We start from the raw sequence: 19,571 nt of genomic DNA, 5'->3' as shown, positions 1-19,571 counted from the left end.
CTCGACTAAATGCTAGAATCCCGGCCCATCATGCGGTCATTCTCTGGTATGGCCGAACATTCCTTCAAACAGTGCATCCCATGCTGAAGAAGCTGTTCCAGTCATTCCGAACTCCCCTGCGTCGTACGCAACACATCCGTAGCACGCCTGAAGTCCTCAGCAGCGGCCAACATTCGCTGCAGAAGGCGCAATTCAGCCGTTACGCGGTCAACATCGTCGAACGTCTGCAGGGCGCCGGCTACCAGGCCTACCTGGTTGGCGGTTGCGTGCGAGACATGCTGCTGGGCATCACGCCCAAAGACTTCGACGTCGCCACCAGCGCCACCCCCGAGCAGGTTCGCGCCGAATTCCGCAATGCGCGGATCATCGGCCGCCGCTTCAAGCTGGTACACATCCATTTCGGTCGCGAAATCATCGAAGTCGCGACCTTCCGCGCCAATCACCCGCAAAACGAAGACGACGAAGACAGCAACCAGTCTTCGCGCAACGAGAGCGGGCGCATTCTGCGTGACAACGTCTACGGCACCCTGGAAGAAGACGCGCAACGCCGCGACTTCACCATCAACGCCCTGTATTACGATCCGGTCAGCGAGCGCATCCTCGACTACGCCAACGGCGTGCACGACATCCGCAATCACCTGATCCGTCTGATCGGCGACCCGAAGCAGCGTTACCAGGAAGACCCGGTGCGGATGCTGCGGGCCGTGCGTTTCGCCGCCAAGCTCAATTTCGGTATCGAGAAGCACACCGTCCAGCCGATCCGCGAACTGGCGCCGATGCTGCGCGAGATCCCGTCGGCCCGCCTGTTCGAGGAAGTGCTCAAGCTGTTCCTCTCCGGTCATGGCGCGATCACGTTCGAGATGCTGGTCGACCTGCAACTGTTCGCGCCGCTGTTCCCGGCCAGTGCCGATGCGCTGGAACACAACCCGGAATACACCCACACGCTGATCAGCGAAGCACTGACCAACACCGACTTGCGGATCAAGCAGAACAAACCAGTGACCCCGGCGTTCCTGTTTGCCGCACTGCTGTGGCCTGCCCTGCCGGCCCGCGTGCTACGTCTGCAAGAGCGCGGCATGCCGCCGATTCCGGCCATGCAGGAAGGCGCTCACGAACTGATCGCCGAACAGTGCCAGCGCATCGCGATTCCAAAACGCTTCACCATGCCGATCCGCGAGATCTGGGATATGCAGGAACGCCTGCCACGCCGCAGCGGCAAACGCGCCGACCTGCTGCTGGACAATCCGCGCTTCCGCGCCGGCTACGACTTCCTCCTGCTGCGTGAAAGCGCCGGCGAGCAGACCGATGGCCTGGGCGAATGGTGGACCGATTATCAGGACGCCAACGACAGCGAACGTCGCGACATGATCCGCGACCTCAGCGGCAAGGGTGATGACGCCAGTGGCGCACCGCGCAAGCGTCGCCGCAGCAGCGGTTCCAAGCGCAAGCGCGCCGGCGCACCGAGCGCCACGGGCGAATAAGGCATGGAACGCATCTACATCGGCATGGGCAGCAACCTGGCTGACCCGGCCGAACAACTGCGCAGCGCGGTCAACGCACTGGGGCAATTGCCCGACACCGAACTGGTCGGCGTGTCTGCCTTCTACCAAAGCGACTCGCTGCTGCCGGGCCAACCGCGTTACACCAACGCGGTTGCCGCGCTCGACAGCGCGCTCGCCCCGCTGGATCTGCTCGATGCCTTGCAGGCGATCGAAAACGATCAGGGCCGCGAACGACTGGAGCGTTGGGGCCCACGCACGCTGGATCTGGACATTCTGCTGTTCGGTGATCGCCTGATCGAAGAGCCGCGCCTGAAAGTCCCGCATTACCACATGCAGGAACGCGCGTTCGTTCTCTATCCCCTGGCCGAACTGGCGCCCGAAGATCTGAGTCTGGCCGATGGCCGCACCCTTGCCGATCTTCTTGCAGCCTGCCCGTTCGTCGGCCTCGAACGCCTCTCCCACGCCTGATACAAACCGCTGATGCGGGAGCCCATCGGCTCCCGCATTTTGCTTTCTTGTAGGACAAAAACCCCGCAGATCAGGCCCGCCGGCCCGCTGAATCGCATCAGTAACGCCGGTAACACTCCCCTCGTAACAATGCGGTAACACATGCAATTGACTTCCTGAGGCCTCATCACGACTATAGGCGTCCCGCTGCCGCCAACCCGGCATACAAGGGCGCAATCCAGGCCTTATAAGCACGACAAAAGAGCGTGCGCCTGAATAGATGACGAATCACGCGCGTTACTCGCAGTAGTTTCCAAAGCGCCTGAACGAGGATTTCTTACATGCCAGCCATCACCCTGACCACGCTCCAGAGCCTCAAGCAGAAAGGTGAAAAGATCACCATGCTGACCTGCTATGACGCGACCTTCGCCCACGCCTGCAACGAGGCCGGTGTCGAAGTGCTGCTGGTGGGCGACTCCCTCGGCATGGTCCTGCAGGGTCACGACAGCACCCTGCCGGTGACCACCGCAGAAATGGCCTACCACGTTGCCAGCGTCAAACGCGGCAACTCTGATGCCCTGATCCTGGCCGACCTGCCGTTCATGGCCAACGCCACCCTTGAGCAAACCATGACCAACAGCGCCCTGCTGATGCAGGCCGGCGCGCACATGGTCAAGGTCGAAGGCGCCTTGTGGCTGGCGGACTCGATCCGCCTGCTGGCCGAACGCGGTGTGCCGGTCTGCGCCCACATGGGCCTGACCCCGCAAGCCGTGAACATTCTCGGTGGCTATAAAGTGCAGGGTCGTAACGAGAACCAGGCACGCCAGATGCGCGCCGACGCGATCTCGCTGGAGCAGGCCGGTGCAGCCATGTTGCTGCTCGAATGCGTGCCGAGCGAACTGGCGGCTGAAATCAGCCAGGCCGTGAAAATCCCGGTGATCGGCATTGGCGCCGGTTCGGATACCGACGGTCAGGTGCTGGTACTGCACGACATGCTCGGCCTGTCGATCAGCGGCCGTGTGCCGAAATTCGTGAAAAACTTCATGCAGGGTCAGGACAGCATCCAGTCCGCGCTGAAGGCTTACGTCAGTGAAGTCAAAGCCACCACTTTCCCCGGAATCGAACACGGATTCTCTGCATGAACACCGTCAAAACCGTACGTGAACTGCGCGCCGCCGTGGCGCGCGCCCGCAGTGAAGGCAAGCGCATCGGCTTCGTGCCGACCATGGGCAACCTGCACAGCGGCCACATCGCGCTGATCACCAAAGCCACCCAGCGCGTGGACTTCGTGGTCGCGAGCATTTTCGTCAACCCGCTGCAGTTCGGCGCCGGCGAAGACCTCGACAAGTACCCGCGCACCCTGGCGGCGGATCAGGAAAAACTGCTGGAAGCCGGATGCGATCTGCTGTTCGCCCCGACCGTCGAGGAAATGTACCCCGACGGCATGGCCGGTCAGACCCGGGTCAGCGTGCCGCAACTGTCCGAAGGCCTGTGCGGCGCCAGCCGTCCGGGGCACTTCGAAGGCGTGGCGACGGTAGTCAGCAAGCTGTTCAACATGGTCCAGCCGGACCTGGCGATCTTCGGCCAGAAAGACTTCCAGCAACTGGCAGTGATCCGCGCGCTGGTGCACGACCTGAACATGCCGATCCAGATCATTGGCGAGCCGACCGTACGCGCCGCCGACGGTCTGGCGCTGTCGTCGCGCAACGGATTCCTCAGTGAAGAACAGCGCGCCGTGGCGCCGGTGGTCTATCGCACCCTGAGCAGCATTGCCGAGTCGATCAAGCAAGGCGAGCGCGACTTCCCTACCCTGATCCAGGCGCAACGCCAGCAACTGGAAGCCGCCGGCCTGCGTCCGGACTACCTGGAAATCCGCCACGCCCTGACCCTGCGTCCGGCAACGGCGGAGGATCGCGATCTGGTGATTCTGGTCGCGGCCTTCCTCGGCACCACCCGGTTGATCGACAACCTGCATCTGAATCTCGATACCCCCGCCTGAACACCGGCAAACGCTGTGGGAGCAACCCCGCTCCCACAGCGTGTGCACGCACTTCCAGACCGTATTGCTGAGCACCTGCCCATCGGGCAAACTTCCTGCCGTTCGACGCCACGCGATAAGCAGGGACTTGCTCGCATTACTCGCCGTCTGTCGGCCCCGTCTGTTATCAATGTTAAAAAAGTACCGAAAACAGGTCAGACAAAGCCAAGACAGATCGCGGCGCTGGGTTTACTGTATTCGCCCTGCGCCAAAGTAATCGTGTCGACGCAGTTGCCCCCTCGCCCAAACATGGCGGGGAGGTCTTTTCAGAGTTCAAAAGGCCGTTCAAGTAAAAAGGAAAACCGCAGCGATGGCGTACTACCGCACTCCTCATGACGTTACCGCTCTGCCTGCCTGGCAAGCGTTGAAAGATCACCGCCAAGCCATGCAGGATTTCAGCATGCGCGAAGCCTTCAACGCCGATCCGCAGCGCTTCAATCAGTTCACCCTCAGCAGCTGCGGACTGTTTCTCGACTATTCGAAGAATCTGATCAACGCCGAGACCCGCAACCTGCTGGTGGGTCTGGCCAATGAAGTCGATCTCAAAGGCGCGATCAAGGCACTGTTCGACGGCGAAATCGTCAACTCCTCCGAAGGCCGCCCGGCGCTGCACACCGCCCTGCGTCGCCCGGTCGGCGACAAGCTGTCGGTCAACGGCGTCAACGTGATGCCTGAAGTACACAAGGTGCTGAACCAGATCACCGATCTCGTGGGCCGCATCCACGACGGTCTGTGGCGCGGTTACACCGAGAAGCCGATCACCGACGTTGTGAACATCGGCATCGGTGGTTCGTTCCTCGGCCCCGAGCTGGTTTCCGAAGCCCTGCTGTCCTACGCCCAGAAAGGCGTGCGCTGCCATTACCTGGCGAACATCGACGGCAGCGAATTCCACGAGCTGACGCAAAAACTGCGCGCCGAGACCACGCTGTTCATCGTTTCGTCGAAATCGTTCAACACCCTCGAAACCCTGAAGAACGCTCAGGCCGCCCGTGCCTGGTACCTGGCCCAGGGTGGTTCGGAAGCCGAGCTGTATCGCCACTTCATCGCCGTATCGAGCAACAACGCGGCAGCCGTGGCTTTCGGTATCCGCGAAGAAAACATCTTCCCGATGTGGGACTGGGTCGGCGGTCGTTACTCGCTGTGGTCGGCCATCGGCCTGCCAATCGCGCTGGCCATCGGCATGTCCAACTTCAAGGAACTGCTGTCCGGTGCCTACACCATGGACCAGCATTTCCAGAGCGCGCCGTTCGAACAGAACATGCCGGTACTGCTGGCCCTGCTCGGCGTGTGGTACGGCAACTTCTGGGGCGCGCAGAGCCACGCGATCCTGCCGTACGACCATTACCTGCGAAACATCACCAAGCACTTGCAACAGCTGGACATGGAATCCAACGGCAAGAGCGTACGTCAGGACGGCACCCCGGTGTCGACCGACACTGGCCCGGTGATCTGGGGCGGCGTCGGCTGCAACGGTCAGCATGCTTACCACCAGTTGCTGCACCAAGGCACCCAACTGATTCCGGCCGATTTCATCGTGCCGATCGTCAGCTTCAACCCGGTCTCCGACCACCACCAGTGGCTGTACGCCAACTGCCTCTCGCAGAGCCAGGCGCTGATGCTCGGCAAGACCCTGCCGGAAGCCGAAGCGGAACTGCGCGACAAGGGCATGAGCGAAGACCAGGTGCAGAAACTCGCACCGCACAAGGTGATCCCGGGCAACCGTCCGAGCAACACCCTGGTGGTCGAGCGCATCAGCCCGCGTCGTCTCGGCGCACTGGTGGCGATGTACGAACACAAAGTCTTCGTGCAAAGCGTGGTCTGGGGCATCAACGCCTTCGACCAGTGGGGCGTGGAACTGGGCAAGGAACTGGGCAAAGGCGTGTACAACCGTCTGGTCGGCAGCGAAGAAACCGCCGCTGAAGACCCGTCCACCCAAGGCCTGATCAACTACTTCCGCGGCCGTCACCGCGGCTGATCCCGCCCTGAACACACCCCCTCGCCACGAGGGGGTGTTTGTTTACAGGTATTGAACCCTCTCCGCTCTCGGCGCATCTTTATCCTTGTCGCACAACAAGAATAAGGAACCGTCATGTTCGATATCAGCACGTTCCCCAAAGCCGATGCCGTCCGCCGGGCTGCACAGTTGAGTCAGGACGACTACCAGCGCCTGTACCGCGAATCCATTGAACACCCCAGCACCTTCTGGGCCGAACAGGCCACCCGCTTCCTCGACTGGAGCACGCCGTGGCAGACCGTCCAGCGCTATGACCTGAAGACCGGCGACGCCGCCTGGTTTGCCGGTGGCAAGCTGAACGTCAGCTACAACTGCATCGACCGCCATCTGGAAACGCGCGGCGATCAGACCGCCATCCTCTGGGAAGGCGACGACCCGGCCGAGTCGACGCAAATCACCTACAGCAAACTCCATCACCACGTCTGCCGCCTGGCCAACGTGCTGAAAAGCCGTGGCGTGAAAAAAGGCGACCGGGTGTGCATTTACATGCCGATGATCCCCGAAGCCGCCTACGCCATGCTCGCCTGCGCACGGATCGGCGCGATTCACTCGGTAGTGTTTGGCGGTTTCTCCCCGGACTCATTGCGCGACCGCATTCTCGACGCTGACTGCCGCACCGTGATCACCGCCGACGAGGGCGTGCGCGGTGGCAAATTCGTGCCGCTGAAACAGAACGTCGACAGAGCCCTGCAGAGTTGTCCGAATGTCAGCACCGTCGTGGTGGTCGAGCGTACCCAGAACAAAGTCGACTGGGTCGAAGGCCGCGACCTCTGGTATCACCAGGCCGTGCGCGACGTCAGCGACGATTGCCCGCCGGAACCGATGGACGCCGAAGACCCGCTGTTCATCCTCTACACCTCCGGCAGCACCGGCAAACCCAAGGGCGTGTTGCACACCACCGGCGGTTACCTGCTGCAGGCGGCGATGACCTTCAAGTACGTCCTCGACTACCGCGACGGCGAAGTGTTCTGGTGCACCGCCGACGTCGGCTGGGTTACCGGCCACAGCTATATCGTCTACGGCCCGCTGGCCAACGGCGCCACCACCCTGATTTTCGAAGGCGTGCCGAGCTACCCGAGCACTTCGCGTTTCTGGCAGGTGATCGACAAACACAAGGTCAACATCTTCTACACCGCCCCCACCGCCCTGCGCGCATTGATGCGTGAAGGCGCCGGGCCCTTGCAGGAAACTTCGCGACAAAGCCTCAGATTGCTCGGCAGTGTCGGTGAGCCGATCAACCCGGAAGCGTGGGAATGGTATTTCAACGTGGTCGGCGAACAACGCTGCCCGATAGTCGATACGTGGTGGCAGACCGAAACCGGCGGCATCATGCTCAGCCCGCTGGTCAGTGCTCAGCGGATCAAACCGGGCTGCGCCACCCAGCCGATGTTCGGCGTGCAACCGGTGCTGCTCGATGAGCACGGCAAGGAAATCAAGGGCGCCGGCAGCGGCGTGCTGGCGATCAAGTCGAGCTGGCCGGCACAGATCCGCAGCGTCTACGGCGATCCGCAGCGCATGGTCGACACCTACTTCAAGCCCTATCCCGGTTACTACTTCACCGGCGACGGCGCCCGCCGCGACGAGGACGGCGATTACTGGATCACCGGGCGCATCGACGACGTGATCAATGTCTCCGGCCATCGCATCGGTACCGCCGAAGTGGAGAGCGCGCTGGTGCTGCACGACAGCATCGCTGAGGCCGCCGTTGTCGGTTATCCCCACGATGTCAAAGGTCAGGGGATTTATGCGTTCGTCACACCGATGAACGGCACCGAGCCCAACGATGAACTGAAGAAAGAACTGCTGGCCCACGTCAGCAAGGAAATCGGCAGCTTCGCCAAACCGGACCTGATCCAGTGGGCCCCGGCCCTGCCGAAGACCCGCTCGGGCAAGATCATGCGGCGGATCCTGCGCAAGATCGCCTGCAACGAACTCGACAGTCTTGGCGACACCTCGACGCTGGCGGATCCGAGCGTGGTGCAGGGCTTGATAGACAAACGCCTGAACCAGTAAGCGCGGCTGCAAGCGGCGAGCCTCAAGCCTGAAGCTCGCCGCTTGCAGCCGAGTTGCTGCTAAACTCCCGCGCCCCGATTCCCTCCAGCAAGGCGCCCGCATGTCTTCCTTGAACCTGGCGCTGCGCGCCGCCCTCGATCAACGCCAGGATCTGCTCGCCGAGCTGCACAGTCAGGGCACCGACTGCTATCGGCTGTTCCACGGCAGCCAGGAAGGCGCCGGCGGCCTGACCATCGACCGCTACGGCCCGCAACTGATGGTGCAAAGTTTCCACCAGACCCTGGCGCGCGAAGACCTGCTGCAACTGCACGCCATGGTCAACCAGACTCTCGGCCTTGAAACCCTGCTGGTCTACAACGACCGCTCCCGTGGCAACTCGCGGATCGATCGTGAAGACAGCGTCTACCGCGCCGACGACGCCGCGCTGGCCGATCTGGTCGGCCACGAATGGGGCCTGAATTATCGTGTGCGCGGACGCCACGCCGGGCAGGATCCGCTGCTGTTCCTCGACCTGCGCAACACCCGTGGCTGGGTCAAGGATCACGCCAAGGGTAAAAGCGTACTCAACCTGTTTTCCTACACCTGCGGCGTCGGTCTCAGCGCAGCGGCCGGCGGGGCGCGCGAAGTGTGCAACCTGGATTTCGCCGAAGGCAATCTGGCGGTGGGGCGCGAGAACGGTCAGCTCAACCCGCAACTGCCGACCATGGAGTTCATCCAGTCCGACTACTTCCCGGCGATCCGCCAACTGGCCGGCCTGCCGATCAGCCAGCGTCGCGGGCAGAAACTGCCGAGCTATCAGCGCCTGGAACAGCGCCAGTACGATCTGGTGCTGCTCGACCCGCCCGCGTGGGCCAAGAGTGCGTTCGGCACCGTCGACCTGCTGCGCGATTATCAAAGCCTGCTCAAGCCGGCCCTGCTGACCACCGCCGAGAATGGCGTGCTGATCTGCTGCAACAATCTGGCGAAAGTCAGCATGGACGACTGGCGCGAACAGGTGCTGCGCTGCGCCGAAAAAGCCGGGCGGCCGGTGCGTGAATGGAGCGTGATGACGCCAGGTGCCGACTTCCCTTCGCGGGATCAACAACCGCCGTTGAAGACACTGATTCTGCAGCTCTGATCTTTACCTCTGCAGGAGCAGCCTTCGGAAGCTCCTACAGAAATTGCAGACAAATCTGAACAATCCTGTCTCGCGCGATGTACTTCGGAACCGGAATCGCGTGCCATACTCCAAGGCACTCCGATTCAGACAGATGAAGCCGCACATGCCCAAAGGATTGATTCGCGCGATTGGCGCCCTGTTGACTGCCCTGGCCCTCTACAGCCTGCTGGGGTTCCTGATTTTGCCGGGCATTGCGCTCAGGGTGATAAATCAGCAACTGGCCAACTACGCCACGGTGCCGGCGCATCTGCAGCGCATCGAACTCAACCCGTTCAGCCTTGAACTCACGCTGTGGGGCCTGGTGATCGGCGAGCCGGGCAAAGAACAGGTCGGCTTCGAACGTCTGTACGCCAACCTGCAACTCGACAGCCTGTGGACCAAAGCCCTGCATCTGTCCGATATCGAACTGGAAAAATCCAAGACCGAGATCCTGTTCGCCAAGGACGGCCAGCTCAATCTTCTCGGTCTGTTCAAGCTCCCGGCCAGCGAGCCCACCCCGGCCGATCCCGACGCCAAACCCTTTCCACTGCGCATCGACCGGATCCAGCTGGCCGGCGGCAACCTGCACTTCGTGGATGCGCGCCCCAGCGAGCCGATCGAATTCGTTTACGACAAACTCGATTTCGAGCTGAAAAACCTCAGCACCCTGCCTGAAGACAACGCCGACATGACCCTCGTCGCGATCGGCCCGGCCGGTGGGCAGATCGACTGGAAAGGCAATTTCAGCCTGGTTCCGATCGCCTCCGAAGGCACCCTCAAGATCACCGACGGCAAGATGAAAGCCTTCTGGCCCTACGTGCGCGACGCCGTGCCACTGGTGCTGGAAGAGGGTGTCGTCAGCCTGAGCACCGACTACAAGCTCAACCTGTCCAAGGAAACCGAACTGCTGCTGAGCAACGTGGCGGTCAACATCGCGCCGTTCGCGATCAAGGCGCCGGACGGACGTCAACTGGCGAAACTCGAGCGTCTCGACGTCAGCGACACCACCGTGGACCTGGCCAAACAGCAAGTGGTGGTCGGCAAGATCCGCAGCCAGAAACTGGAAACCTGGGCAGCCCTGGAAGCGGACGGACAACTGGACTGGCAAAAACTGTTCGCCAGCCAGCCATCGAAACCCGCCGCCAAAGCGGCGGCGGAACCGGCAAGCACACCGGCCGCCGCCGACTCGCCGAAACCCGAGCCAACCGCGCCGAGCAAGCCATGGCAAGTGCTGCTCAAGGACGTGCAACTGCGTGACTACAAAGTGCATCTGGCCGACCGCTCGGCGAAGCCCGAAGTCACCCTGGATGTCACCCCGCTGAACGTCGATCTGCAAAATTTCGACAGCCTCAACGGCTCGCCTTTCAACCTCAAACTCGACACCGGCCTGGGCAAGCAAGGGAAAATCAGCGCCGACGGCGTGGTCAACCTGGCCCCGGTCACCGCGCAGCTCAACGTGAAAACCCAGGACATCGACCTGCGGGTCGCGCAGTCCTACATCAACCCGTTCATTCGCCTCGAACTGCGCAGCGGCATGCTCGGCAGCGACCTGAAAGTGAACCTGAAAAGCACTGACCCGCTGGCCCTCAGCGTCACCGGTCGCGCTCAGGTCGATCAGTTGCACACCCTCGACACCCTGAAAACCCGCGACTTCCTCAAGTGGCAGCAAGTGGTGGTCGAAGGCCTGAATTATCAGCACGGTGACAGCCTGTCGATCGACAAGATCAACCTGTTCCAGCCGTATGCGCGGTTCATGATCAACGATGACCGCACCACCAACATCGACGACCTGCTGATCCCGCAACCGGCCGATTCCGGGGCGAAGACCACCGCGGCGAAACCGGCGAGCAATGACAAACCTCTGGGCATTCACATTGGTGGCATCGCGATCAACGACGGCTCGGCCAACTTCGCCGACTTCAGCCTGACCCCGAACTTTGCCACCGCGATCCAGCAGCTCAACGGCCAGATCGGCACCATCGACAGCCGTCAGGCGAAGCCCGCCAGCGTCGACGTCAAAGGCAAGGTCGACCGCTATGCGCCAGTAACCATCAAAGGCGCGGTCAACCCGTTCGACCCGATGGCCAGCCTCGACATCGCCACCAGTTTCAAACGCGTCGAACTGACCACCCTGACCCCCTACTCCGGCAAGTTCGCCGGCTACCGGATCCGCAAGGGCCGACTCAATCTCGACCTGCATTACCTGATCACCAAGGGCCAGCTCAAGGCCGAGAACAAAGTGGTGGTCGAGCAACTGCAACTGGGTGAGAAAGTCGACAGCCCGGATGCCGTGAGCCTGCCGCTGAAACTGGCGATCGCCCTGCTCAAGGACGTCGACGGCAAGATCTCCATCGAGCTGCCAGTGACCGGTGACCTGAACAACCCGCAATTCAGCGTGATGCCGATTGTCTGGCAGACCCTGCGCAACCTGATCGTCAAGGCCGCCGCCGCACCGTTCAAGCTGATTGGCGGACTGGTCAGTGGTGGTGGCTCGGAAGACCTCGGCACCGTGTCCTTCGCACCGGGTTCCAGCGACCTGAGCAAAGATGCCGAAGCGGCGCTGGTGAAACTGTCGCAAGCGCTGAAGGAGCGGCCGGCCCTGCGTCTGGAAATCGAAGGCACCGCGGCAAAAAGCAGTGACGGTCCGTTGCTCGCCGAACAGCGCCTGGAACGCGAATACCAGTACAACTACTACAAGATGCTCCAGCGCCGGGGCGACAAGGTGCCGGCTCAGGCTTCGCTGATCCAGGTACCGGACAACGAAAAAGGTCCATTGCTCGAAGGCATCTACCGCACCCGTCTGAAAACCCAGCCCCCGGCCGAATGGAAGGATCTGGGCAAGGAAGAACGCACCGCGAAAATGCGCGCCGATGTGATCAAGTTCTGGAGCTCCAGCGACGTGCTGCTGCGCCAGCTCGGTCAGGACCGGGCCAGCAGCATCAAGGATTACCTGGTGGACAAGGGCCAACTGGCCGACGATCGCGTGTACTTCATCGACGCCAATCTCGGAGAAGCGGAAAGCGACGGTCGAGTGGTGACACAAATGCATCTGGATGCCGAGTGATGAACTGCAAATGGCTGGCTGCACTGGGGCTGGCGTTGATCGCCAGCCAGGCTGCGGCGTCCGATACCCTGCGCTGCGGCAGCCAACTGGTGAGCCTTGGCGACCGCGCCAGCGAGGTGCTGCAGAAATGCGGTGAGCCGGTCAGTCGCGATCTGCTCGGTTACAAGCGCAGCGCCAACCGTCGTGAAGAGTTTCAGGTCGAGGAGTGGACCTACGGCCCGAGCAACGGCATGTATCAATACCTGCGCTTTGAAGGCAATCGCCTGAAGCAGATCAACAGCAAGCGCGGCAACTGACCTCCGCACTTTTCCTGCCCCTGAAATAGAACAGGCCCCGACACATGTGCCGGGGCCTGTAATGGCCACATTCCGTGTGGCCGTTCGCATGAACTCTAAAGTGCGGCAGACGTATTGCTCGGCCCGCCTGTCGCGTCTTCTCCCGGTTCAGGCGAGAAGTCTTGCCTTACTCGGCTTTCAGGCCGTCAGCGGAGACCGCTTTCACGCCTTTGATTTTCTTGGTGATGTTCACGGCGGTGGTTTTCTGGGCTTCGGTGATGGCGACCTCAGAGGACAGGGAAACCACACCTTTGTTGGTTTCGACTTTGATGTCGGTACCAGGAATGCCTTTTTCGGTTACCAGGTCGCTTTTGACTTTGGTAGTGATCCAGGTATCGGAAGTAGCTTCTTTAGCCTTGGTGACTTCACCGGCAGCCAAGGTCATTGGCGCCTGAGTGGCCTGAGTCGATTGAGCAAATGCACCGGAAGCCATGGTCAGGGTCAGCGCGGTAGCAGCAGCGGCAGTGATAGCGAACTTCTTCATACGAGTAACTCCTGTTTTTCTGGAAAGTCTGCTGGTTGTCTTGTCAGCAGGGTTACTGGAGATATTGCGAACGCTGTGCCAACTTTTAAAATCTTAATAAATCCTTATAAATCAACAACTTAAAATCTATGAATATTTTCGGAATCATGCAAATTGCATGACCGGTGAAATATCTACATGCAAGTTGCGGCTTTTCGGAAAGTTCCTAACACCCTGAAATTATTGAAGCTTTTGCTAGGTAGTCGACATGACGAAAATGCCCCGCAGAGCGGGGCATCGTTCGGACTCCCAAGCGGATCAGGTACCGCTTGCTGCGCAGCCTTTAGGGGAGTAGTCCGGCGCAACGGTCGTTGCACACGACCAGCCGTTGGCAGCAGTACGTGTGAGCGTGATGGTTTTGCCCACTACGGGTGCTGGCGCATTGGCCAGCGTACAAACGATGGTGCCCGCTCCATCAGCAGCGGTCCCCGAGGCGGTCAGTGCACAGTTAGAGGTGGTAGTGCCCGCATCGCCTTTAACGGCAGCCAGTGTGGGGTTCGTTCCTTGATTGATGATGTCTTCGAACGGCACTTTCATCGCCGAGATCTCGGCCAGCCCCGCCGTCACCTTCGACCGCGCCTGATATTTGGAGTACTGCGGCAGCGCCACAGTCGCGAGAATACCGATGATCGCCACAACGATCAGCAGCTCGATCAGAGTGAAACCTTGTTGTTTCTTCATAGACACGCTCCATGCATGAGTCGGAATCTCATGATCTGAAATGGACTGAGCACAGCCCGTGCCAAGGGCTCGCAACCCCGGCCTGCTGGGCGTGAACCGGACGTCGTGCCGATTCCTACAACCTGCAACCGCACTATCTGACACTTTTTGTCACCTGCACCCCGCGTGTTTGGCGCTGTCACTTGACTAGGCTATAAGTCATGAACGGCAAGCACGTGGAAACCCCATGAATGACATCGCTCTGAGCGGTCTGGCCAAACAACTGGTCCAGGCCGAATTGCTCACGGAAAAGAGTGCCCAGCAAGCCTGGCAACAGGCGCAGCGCAATCGCCTGTCGCTGGTCAGTTACCTGGTGCAGAACAAACTGGTAAAGAGCTGGCAGGTCGCCGAAATAGCCTCGGAGCATTTCGGCATGGCATTTCTCGACCTCAACTGCCTCGACAAGGAAACCCAGCCCAAGGGCCTGGTCAGTGAAAAACTGGTGCGCCAGCACCACGCCCTGCCCCTCTGGCGGCGCGGCAACAAACTGTTCGTGGGGATTTCCGACCCGAGCAATCATCAGGCGATCAATGACATTCAGTTCAGCACCGGGCTGAGCACCGAAGCCATTCTGGTCGAAGACGACAAACTCACCGACGCCATTGAAAAATTCTTCGACACCCACGCCACCGGCCTGGAGGAAATGGCCGATGTCGACCTCGACGGGCTGGATATCGAATCGGTCGACGACAGCAAGCAGGACACGCTCGGCGGAATCGACGCCGACGATGCCCCGGTGGTGCGCTTCGTGCACAAGATGTTGCTGGACGCGATCAAGAGCGGCTCGTCCGACCTGCACTTCGAGCCTTACGAAAAGAATTACCGGGTGCGGGTGCGCACCGACGGCATTCTGCGGGAAGTGGCCAAGCCGCCGATTCAGCTCGCCGGGCGCATTGCCGCGCGCCTGAAGGTCATGGCCAGCCTCGACATTTCGGAGCGGCGCAAACCCCAGGACGGGCGGATCAAGATGCGTCTGTCGAAGAGCAAGTCGATCGATTTCCGGGTCAACACTCTGCCCACGCTCTGGGGCGAGAAAGTGGTGATGCGGATCCTCGACCCGTCCAGCGCCCAGATCGGCATCGATGCCCTCGGCTACGAGCCGGAGCAGAAAGACCTGTACATGGCCGCCCTCAAGCAGCCGCAAGGCATGATTCTGGTGACCGGCCCCACCGGCTCGGGCAAGACCGTGTCGCTGTACACCGGGCTGAACATCCTCAATACCGTCGACATCAACATTTCTACCGCCGAAGACCCGGTGGAGATCAACATGGAAGGCATCAACCAGGTCAACGTCAATCCACGCCAAGGGTTGGACTTTGCCCAGGCCCTGCGCTCGTTCCTGCGTCAGGACCCGGACGTGATCATGGTCGGCGAGATCCGCGACCTCGAAACCGCCGAAATCGCGATCAAGGCTGCCCAGACCGGGCACCTCGTGTTGTCTACCCTGCACACCAACAGCGCAGCGGAAACTCTGACCCGCCTGCACAACATGGGCATTCCCGGCTTCAACATCGCGACCTCGGTGAGCCTGATCATTGCCCAGCGCCTGGCGCGAAAACTCTGCAGCCACTGCAAGAAACCCATCGAAATCCCTCGCGAAACCCTGATCAAGGAAGGTTTCCCCGAGGAACGCATCGGCCATTTCACGATCTATGAGCCCTCTGGTTGCGATCACTGCAACGGCGGGTACAAGGGTCGCGTGGGGATTTATGAAGTGGTGAAGAACACCCCCGAGCTGCAACGGCTGATCATGGCCGAGGGCAACTCACTGGAAATCGATACCCAGATGCGCCGGGACGGCTTCAACGACCTGCGCACCTCGGGCCTGATCAAGGCCATGCAAGGCATCACCGGCCTTGAAGAAATCAACCGGGTCACCAAGGACTGAACATGGCGGTCAAGGCAGCGAAAATCAGTGTCTACGCCTGGGAAGGCACGGACCGCAAAGGCAGCAAGGTGACCGGCGAGCTGAGCGGCCAGAACCCCGCACTGGTCAAGGCCCAATTGCGCAAGCAGGGCATCAGCCCGGGCAAGGTACGCAAGAAATCCGCCTCGCTGCTGAGCTTCGGCAAGCGCATCAAGGCCCAGGACATTGCCCTGTTCACCCGGCAGATGGCGACCATGATGAAGGCCGGCGTGCCGCTGTTGCAGTCGTTCGACATCATTGGCGAAGGCTTCGAGAACCCGGCCATGCGCAAGCTGGTCGACGAGGTGAAACAGGAAGTCGCCGCCGGCAACAGCTTCGCCGCCGCGTTGCGCAAGAAGCCTCAGTATTTTGACGAGTTGTACTGCAACCTGGTGGATGCCGGCGAGCAGTCCGGCGCGCTCGACACCCTGCTGGAGCGGGTCGCGACCTACAAGGAAAAGAGCGAAAGCCTCAAGGCCAAGATCAAGAAGGCCATGACCTACCCGTCCGCCGTGGTGCTGGTGGCGGCGGTGGTTACCGGGATTCTGCTGGTCAAGGTGGTGCCGCAGTTTCAGTCGGTGTTCTCTGGCTTCGGTGCCGAACTGCCAGCCTTCACATTGATGGTGATCAGCCTGTCCGAGTTCATGCAGCAATGGTGGTGGGCGATTCTCGGTTTGCTGGTGGCCGGCTTTTTCGGCACCCGCCATGCCCTGAAAAAATCCCAGGCTCTGCGCGACCGACGCGACGCCTGGTTTCTCAAGCTGCCGCTGGTGGGCACGCTGATGTACAAGTCCGCCGTGGCGCGGTTTGCCCGTACCCTGTCGACCACCTTCGCAGCCGGCGTGCCGCTGGTGGAAGCGCTGGACTCGGTGGCCGGGGCCACCGGCAACGTGGTGTTCAAGCGCGCCGTGCTGCGTATCCGTCAGGACGTTTCCACCGGCATGCAGCTGAATTTCTCGATGCGCTCCACCGGCATCTTTCCGAACATGGCGGTGCAGATGACCGCCATCGGCGAAGAGTCCGGCGCACTGGACGAGATGCTCGACAAGGTCGCGGGTTTCTACGAGGACGAAGTGGACAACATGGTCGACAACCTCACCAGCCTGATGGAGCCGTTCATCATGGTGGTGCTCGGGGTGATCGTCGGCGGCCTGGTGGTGGCGATGTACCTGCCGATCTTCCAACTCGGCTCAGCGATCTGACATGCCTATCGACGAACTCTTCAGCCTCTATCCGCTGGCCTTTGTTTTCACCGCCCTGCTGCTGGGGCTGGTGGTCGGCAGTTTCCTCAACGTGTTGATCTGGCGCCTGCCGAAAATGCTCGAGCGGGAATGGCGCCAGCAGGCTCACGATGTGTTGGGGCTGCCCGGTGAAGCGCCGTTGCCCACCTACAACCTGATGCTGCCGCACTCGCAATGCCCGCACTGTGGCCACCGGATTCGCGCGTGGGAAAACATCCCGGTGTTGAGTTACGTGTTCCTGCGCGGGCGCTGCTCAAGTTGCAGCGCACCGATCAGCAAGCGCTACCCGCTGACCGAGCTGGCCTGCGGCCTGCTCTCGGCGTTCATCGCCTGGCACCTGGGGTTCGGCTGGCCGGCGTGCCTGCTGATCGTGCTGACTTGGGGCCTGTTGGCCATGAGCCTGATCGACACCGAGCATCAGTTGCTGCCCGATGTGCTGGTGCTGCCACTGCTGTGGCTGGGATTGATCGTCAACAGCTTCGAGCTGTTCGTGCCGCTGCACGATGCCCTGTGGGGCGCGGTGCTGGGTTACATGGCGCTGTGGTCGGTGTTCTGGCTGTTCAAACTGATCACCGGCAAGGACGGCATCGGTCACGGCGATTTCAAGCTGCTGGCACTGCTCGGGGCCTGGGGCGGCTGGCAGATTTTGCCGCTGACCATCCTCTTGTCCTCGCTGGTGGGCGCCGTGCTCGGGGTGATTTTGCTCAAGCTGCGTGACCAGAAAACCTCGACGCCGATCCCCTTCGGCCCGTATCTGGCAATTGCCGGCTGGATTGCCTTGCTCTGGGGTGGTCAAATAACCGGCTTCTATTGGCAGTTTGTCGGTTTGAAATGAATACCCCTGTGGAAAAACCCTGGATTCTCGGCCTGACCGGCGGCATCGGCAGCGGCAAAAGCGCCGCCGCCCAGCACTTCATCGACCTCGGCATCCATGTGGTGGACGCCGATCACGCGGCGCGCTGGGTGGTCGAACCGGGCCGCCCGGCGCTGGCGAAGATCGCCGAACACTTCGGCCCCGATGTGTTGCAGGCCGACGGCACGCTGGATCGTGCGGCCCTGCGCAAACTGATCTTTGAGGTGCCGGAGCAACGGCGCTGGCTCGAAGCGCTGCTGCATCCGCTGATCGCCGAGGAAATCGCCCATCATCTGGCGCAGGCACAATCGCCTTACGCGATTCTGGTCTCGCCGCTTTTGATCGAATCCGGGCAATACGCGATGACTCAGCGAATCCTGGTGATCGACGCCCCGCAACAACTGCAGATCGAACGCACCTTGCAGCGTGACCAGACCAGCGAACAGCAGGTTCAGGCGATCCTCAAGGCCCAGTCCAGCCGCGAAGACCGCGTCAGCCGTGCCGACGACGTGGTGGTCAACGACCGCGACCTCGCCTGGCTGCACAGCGAGGTCGAGCGCCTGCATCACTTTTACCTGACTTTATCCGGAGGCCAGTCATGAGCCAGATCCCAACCGTCAACTGCCCGACTTGCGGCGCGCCCGTGGAATTCACCCCGGAAAACAAATTCCGGCCGTTCTGCTCGGACCGCTGCAAACTGATCGACCTCGGCGCCTGGGCGTCGGAAGAACACAAGATTCCCGTGGCCCCGGATGCCGAGGACGAACTGTTTTCCGGCGATTTCGATCCGCGTCACTGATCCCGTTCAGGGCCGCATGAAGCCGTAGTCCTGATCGTCGTCGAGGTTTTCCGCCAGGAAGCGCAACTCGTCGGCCAGGTCTTCGGCGTTGCGCACCGCCTTGCTCTGCTGCACCACTGCACTGAGCAAGGCGCGCAGGCTCAGGCCCGGATCGAACCCCACCTCCTGTGCCATCTCCAGACTCTGCCGGGTTTCCTGCCTCGCCCACTCGTACACGCTCATACCGCTGCTCCTGAAGGAATTTGGCCGAGCATGAAATGCGGCGCGCTGGGTGGATTTGATGTGGATCAAGACTTGGGATCGTCGTCCTTCCACGGCGCCGAAAGGTAGCGTGTGCGGTTGAAGGTCTCCAGCCATTCCGGGCAGAACACCACCAAGGCACTGACCACCATGCCGTTGATGAAGGCTTCGGGAAAAATCAGCAACCACAGGTAACCGATGAAATCCTCCAGCCATTCCGGCATGGCAAAGAGGCCGTCGTACCAGAGCAACGTCAGGCTCAGCGTCAGGCAGAACAACGCCGACAGCGCGGCGGCAAAAAAGCCGGAACAGAAGATGTACACGAACGGATTGCGCGGCTGCGCACGCTCGACCAGGATCGCCACGCATTCGGTGATCAGCACCGGGAGCAGGATCAGCAAGGCGCCGTTGACCCCGACGGCCACCAGATCCTGACGTCCCAACAGCACCAGTCCCAGTTGCGCCACCAGTCCGCCGACGATCGCCAGCGGCCAGTCCAGCAGCAGCGTCACCGCTGTCATGCCGATGAAGTGGTAAGACACCCCGGTGTCGAAATCCCTGCGCACCAGCCACAGCAGAAACAACGCGAACACCGTGCCGAACAGCAAATGCTGACGGCGGTTGTCGCTGAACAGCTCGACCCACGGTGCGCGGACAATCGCCCAGAGCAGCACCGGCAGGTAAATCAGCCATCCGAAAGTAAGACTTGTCGATGACAGCAGTTCTGCACCGATCATG

18 protein-coding genes are annotated in these 19,571 nt (G+C 61.2%); 14 read left to right on the top strand and 4 right to left on the bottom strand.

The window, feature by feature from the left end:
• Positions 1–80: 80 nt before the first annotated feature.
• The 9 genes from K5E37_RS25000 (at position 81) to K5E37_RS24960 (ending at position 12,512) form a co-directional block, all read left to right on the top strand.
• Entirely contained in the window at positions 81–1,481 is a 1,401-nt protein-coding gene (locus tag K5E37_RS25000; protein ID WP_221535418.1) for a polynucleotide adenylyltransferase PcnB, read from the top strand.
• A gap of 3 nt (positions 1,482–1,484) precedes the next feature.
• Complete coding sequence (gene folK, locus K5E37_RS24995; protein WP_221535417.1) at positions 1,485–1,970, top strand: 2-amino-4-hydroxy-6-hydroxymethyldihydropteridine diphosphokinase; 486 nt, start codon at positions 1,485–1,487, stop codon at positions 1,968–1,970.
• Positions 1,971–2,290: 320 nt separating this feature from the next.
• Complete coding sequence (gene panB, locus K5E37_RS24990; protein WP_039771642.1) at positions 2,291–3,091, top strand: 3-methyl-2-oxobutanoate hydroxymethyltransferase; 801 nt, start codon at positions 2,291–2,293, stop codon at positions 3,089–3,091.
• Positions 3,088–3,948 carry a pantoate--beta-alanine ligase gene (gene panC / locus K5E37_RS24985; RefSeq protein WP_221535416.1) on the top strand — a complete coding sequence of 287 codons (861 nt, stop codon included), beginning with the start codon at positions 3,088–3,090 and terminating at the stop codon, positions 3,946–3,948. Before panB ends, panC begins: the two co-directional genes overlap by 4 nt.
• A 349-nt stretch (positions 3,949–4,297) precedes the next feature.
• Positions 4,298–5,962, top strand: a complete 1,665-nt coding sequence (gene pgi, locus K5E37_RS24980) for a glucose-6-phosphate isomerase (RefSeq protein ID WP_007959603.1) — start codon at positions 4,298–4,300, stop codon at positions 5,960–5,962.
• Between the two features lie 114 nt (positions 5,963–6,076).
• Entirely contained in the window at positions 6,077–8,014 is a 1,938-nt protein-coding gene (acs, locus tag K5E37_RS24975; protein WP_221535415.1) for an acetate--CoA ligase, read from the top strand.
• 100 nt (positions 8,015–8,114) lie between these two features.
• Positions 8,115–9,131 carry a class I SAM-dependent rRNA methyltransferase gene (locus tag K5E37_RS24970; protein ID WP_221535414.1) on the top strand — a complete coding sequence of 339 codons (1,017 nt, stop codon included), beginning with the start codon at positions 8,115–8,117 and terminating at the stop codon, positions 9,129–9,131.
• A 133-nt stretch (positions 9,132–9,264) separates the two neighbouring features.
• Complete coding sequence (locus K5E37_RS24965) at positions 9,265–12,216, top strand: DUF748 domain-containing protein (RefSeq protein ID WP_221535413.1); 2,952 nt, start codon at positions 9,265–9,267, stop codon at positions 12,214–12,216.
• Positions 12,216–12,512 (top strand): DUF2845 domain-containing protein, encoded by a 297-nt coding sequence (locus K5E37_RS24960; RefSeq protein WP_007959599.1) that lies wholly within the window; start codon positions 12,216–12,218, stop codon positions 12,510–12,512. Before K5E37_RS24965 ends, K5E37_RS24960 begins: the two co-directional genes overlap by 1 nt.
• A gap of 166 nt (positions 12,513–12,678) precedes the next feature.
• Here the strand turns inward: K5E37_RS24960 and K5E37_RS24955 are convergent, their stop codons facing one another.
• Positions 12,679–13,035 carry a BON domain-containing protein gene (locus K5E37_RS24955; protein ID WP_007959598.1) on the bottom strand — a complete coding sequence of 119 codons (357 nt, stop codon included), beginning with the start codon at positions 13,033–13,035 and terminating at the stop codon, positions 12,679–12,681.
• Positions 13,036–13,332: 297 nt separating this feature from the next.
• Positions 13,333–13,755 (bottom strand): pilin, encoded by a 423-nt coding sequence (locus tag K5E37_RS24950; protein ID WP_085608681.1) that lies wholly within the window; start codon positions 13,753–13,755, stop codon positions 13,333–13,335.
• Positions 13,756–13,981: 226 nt separating this feature from the next.
• Between K5E37_RS24950 and pilB the strand changes: the two genes are divergently transcribed.
• From pilB to yacG, 5 genes are read left to right on the top strand one after another with little or no spacing between them, the layout of a single operon-like run.
• Positions 13,982–15,682 (top strand): type IV-A pilus assembly ATPase PilB, encoded by a 1,701-nt coding sequence (gene pilB / locus K5E37_RS24945; protein WP_221535412.1) that lies wholly within the window; start codon positions 13,982–13,984, stop codon positions 15,680–15,682.
• 2 nt (positions 15,683–15,684) lie between these two features.
• Positions 15,685–16,902 (top strand): type II secretion system F family protein, encoded by a 1,218-nt coding sequence (locus K5E37_RS24940; protein ID WP_221535411.1) that lies wholly within the window; start codon positions 15,685–15,687, stop codon positions 16,900–16,902.
• A 1-nt stretch (position 16,903) separates the two neighbouring features.
• Positions 16,904–17,776, top strand: a complete 873-nt coding sequence (locus tag K5E37_RS24935; protein ID WP_011335981.1) for an A24 family peptidase — start codon at positions 16,904–16,906, stop codon at positions 17,774–17,776.
• The gene (gene coaE / locus K5E37_RS24930) at positions 17,773–18,396 is read left to right on the top strand and encodes a dephospho-CoA kinase (RefSeq protein WP_085608685.1); all 624 of its coding nucleotides are present in this window, start codon (positions 17,773–17,775) and stop codon (positions 18,394–18,396) included. Before K5E37_RS24935 ends, coaE begins: the two co-directional genes overlap by 4 nt.
• A complete protein-coding gene (gene yacG / locus K5E37_RS24925; protein ID WP_221535410.1) occupies positions 18,393–18,593 on the top strand; it encodes a DNA gyrase inhibitor YacG in 201 nt (66 codons plus the stop codon). Before coaE ends, yacG begins: the two co-directional genes overlap by 4 nt.
• Before the next feature lie 6 nt (positions 18,594–18,599).
• On the opposite strand, the gene K5E37_RS24920 is transcribed toward yacG, so the two are convergent.
• Positions 18,600–18,815: a hypothetical protein gene (locus K5E37_RS24920; RefSeq protein WP_007959584.1), complete on the bottom strand. Its 216-nt coding sequence runs from the start codon at positions 18,813–18,815 to the stop codon at positions 18,600–18,602.
• A gap of 65 nt (positions 18,816–18,880) precedes the next feature.
• Positions 18,881–19,570: an energy-coupling factor ABC transporter permease gene (locus tag K5E37_RS24915; RefSeq protein WP_221535409.1), complete on the bottom strand. Its 690-nt coding sequence runs from the start codon at positions 19,568–19,570 to the stop codon at positions 18,881–18,883.
• Position 19,571 lies beyond the last annotated feature (1 nt).

The sequence above is a fragment of the Pseudomonas sp. RIT778 genome, assembly GCF_019718735.1.
In the GTDB taxonomy this organism is placed as follows: Bacteria; Pseudomonadota; Gammaproteobacteria; order Pseudomonadales; family Pseudomonadaceae; genus Aquipseudomonas; species Aquipseudomonas aphyarum.
Note: the sequence above shows the minus strand (reverse complement) of the source record. Positions and strands in the feature narration are given on the sequence as shown.

What these genes read in the sequence shown, in the direction of transcription:
- K5E37_RS25000 (WP_221535418.1), top strand. Translation starts at nt 81, where the DNA reads ATGCTGAAGAAGCTGTTCCAGTCATTCCGAACTCCCCTGCGTCGTACG.
- folK (WP_221535417.1), top strand. Translation starts at nt 1,485, where the DNA reads ATGGAACGCATCTACATCGGCATGGGCAGCAACCTGGCTGACCCGGCC.
- panB (WP_039771642.1), top strand. Translation starts at nt 2,291, where the DNA reads ATGCCAGCCATCACCCTGACCACGCTCCAGAGCCTCAAGCAGAAAGGT.
- panC (WP_221535416.1), top strand. Translation starts at nt 3,088, where the DNA reads ATGAACACCGTCAAAACCGTACGTGAACTGCGCGCCGCCGTGGCGCGC.
- pgi (WP_007959603.1), top strand. Translation starts at nt 4,298, where the DNA reads ATGGCGTACTACCGCACTCCTCATGACGTTACCGCTCTGCCTGCCTGG.
- acs (WP_221535415.1), top strand. Translation starts at nt 6,077, where the DNA reads ATGTTCGATATCAGCACGTTCCCCAAAGCCGATGCCGTCCGCCGGGCT.
- K5E37_RS24970 (WP_221535414.1), top strand. Translation starts at nt 8,115, where the DNA reads ATGTCTTCCTTGAACCTGGCGCTGCGCGCCGCCCTCGATCAACGCCAG.
- K5E37_RS24965 (WP_221535413.1), top strand. Translation starts at nt 9,265, where the DNA reads ATGAAGCCGCACATGCCCAAAGGATTGATTCGCGCGATTGGCGCCCTG.
- K5E37_RS24960 (WP_007959599.1), top strand. Translation starts at nt 12,216, where the DNA reads ATGAACTGCAAATGGCTGGCTGCACTGGGGCTGGCGTTGATCGCCAGC.
- K5E37_RS24955 (WP_007959598.1), bottom strand. Translation starts at nt 13,035, where the DNA reads ATGAAGAAGTTCGCTATCACTGCCGCTGCTGCTACCGCGCTGACCCTG.
- K5E37_RS24950 (WP_085608681.1), bottom strand. Translation starts at nt 13,755, where the DNA reads ATGAAGAAACAACAAGGTTTCACTCTGATCGAGCTGCTGATCGTTGTG.
- pilB (WP_221535412.1), top strand. Translation starts at nt 13,982, where the DNA reads ATGAATGACATCGCTCTGAGCGGTCTGGCCAAACAACTGGTCCAGGCC.
- K5E37_RS24940 (WP_221535411.1), top strand. Translation starts at nt 15,685, where the DNA reads ATGGCGGTCAAGGCAGCGAAAATCAGTGTCTACGCCTGGGAAGGCACG.
- K5E37_RS24935 (WP_011335981.1), top strand. Translation starts at nt 16,904, where the DNA reads ATGCCTATCGACGAACTCTTCAGCCTCTATCCGCTGGCCTTTGTTTTC.
- coaE (WP_085608685.1), top strand. Translation starts at nt 17,773, where the DNA reads ATGAATACCCCTGTGGAAAAACCCTGGATTCTCGGCCTGACCGGCGGC.
- yacG (WP_221535410.1), top strand. Translation starts at nt 18,393, where the DNA reads ATGAGCCAGATCCCAACCGTCAACTGCCCGACTTGCGGCGCGCCCGTG.
- K5E37_RS24920 (WP_007959584.1), bottom strand. Translation starts at nt 18,815, where the DNA reads ATGAGCGTGTACGAGTGGGCGAGGCAGGAAACCCGGCAGAGTCTGGAG.
- K5E37_RS24915 (WP_221535409.1), bottom strand. Translation starts at nt 19,570, where the DNA reads ATGATCGGTGCAGAACTGCTGTCATCGACAAGTCTTACTTTCGGATGG.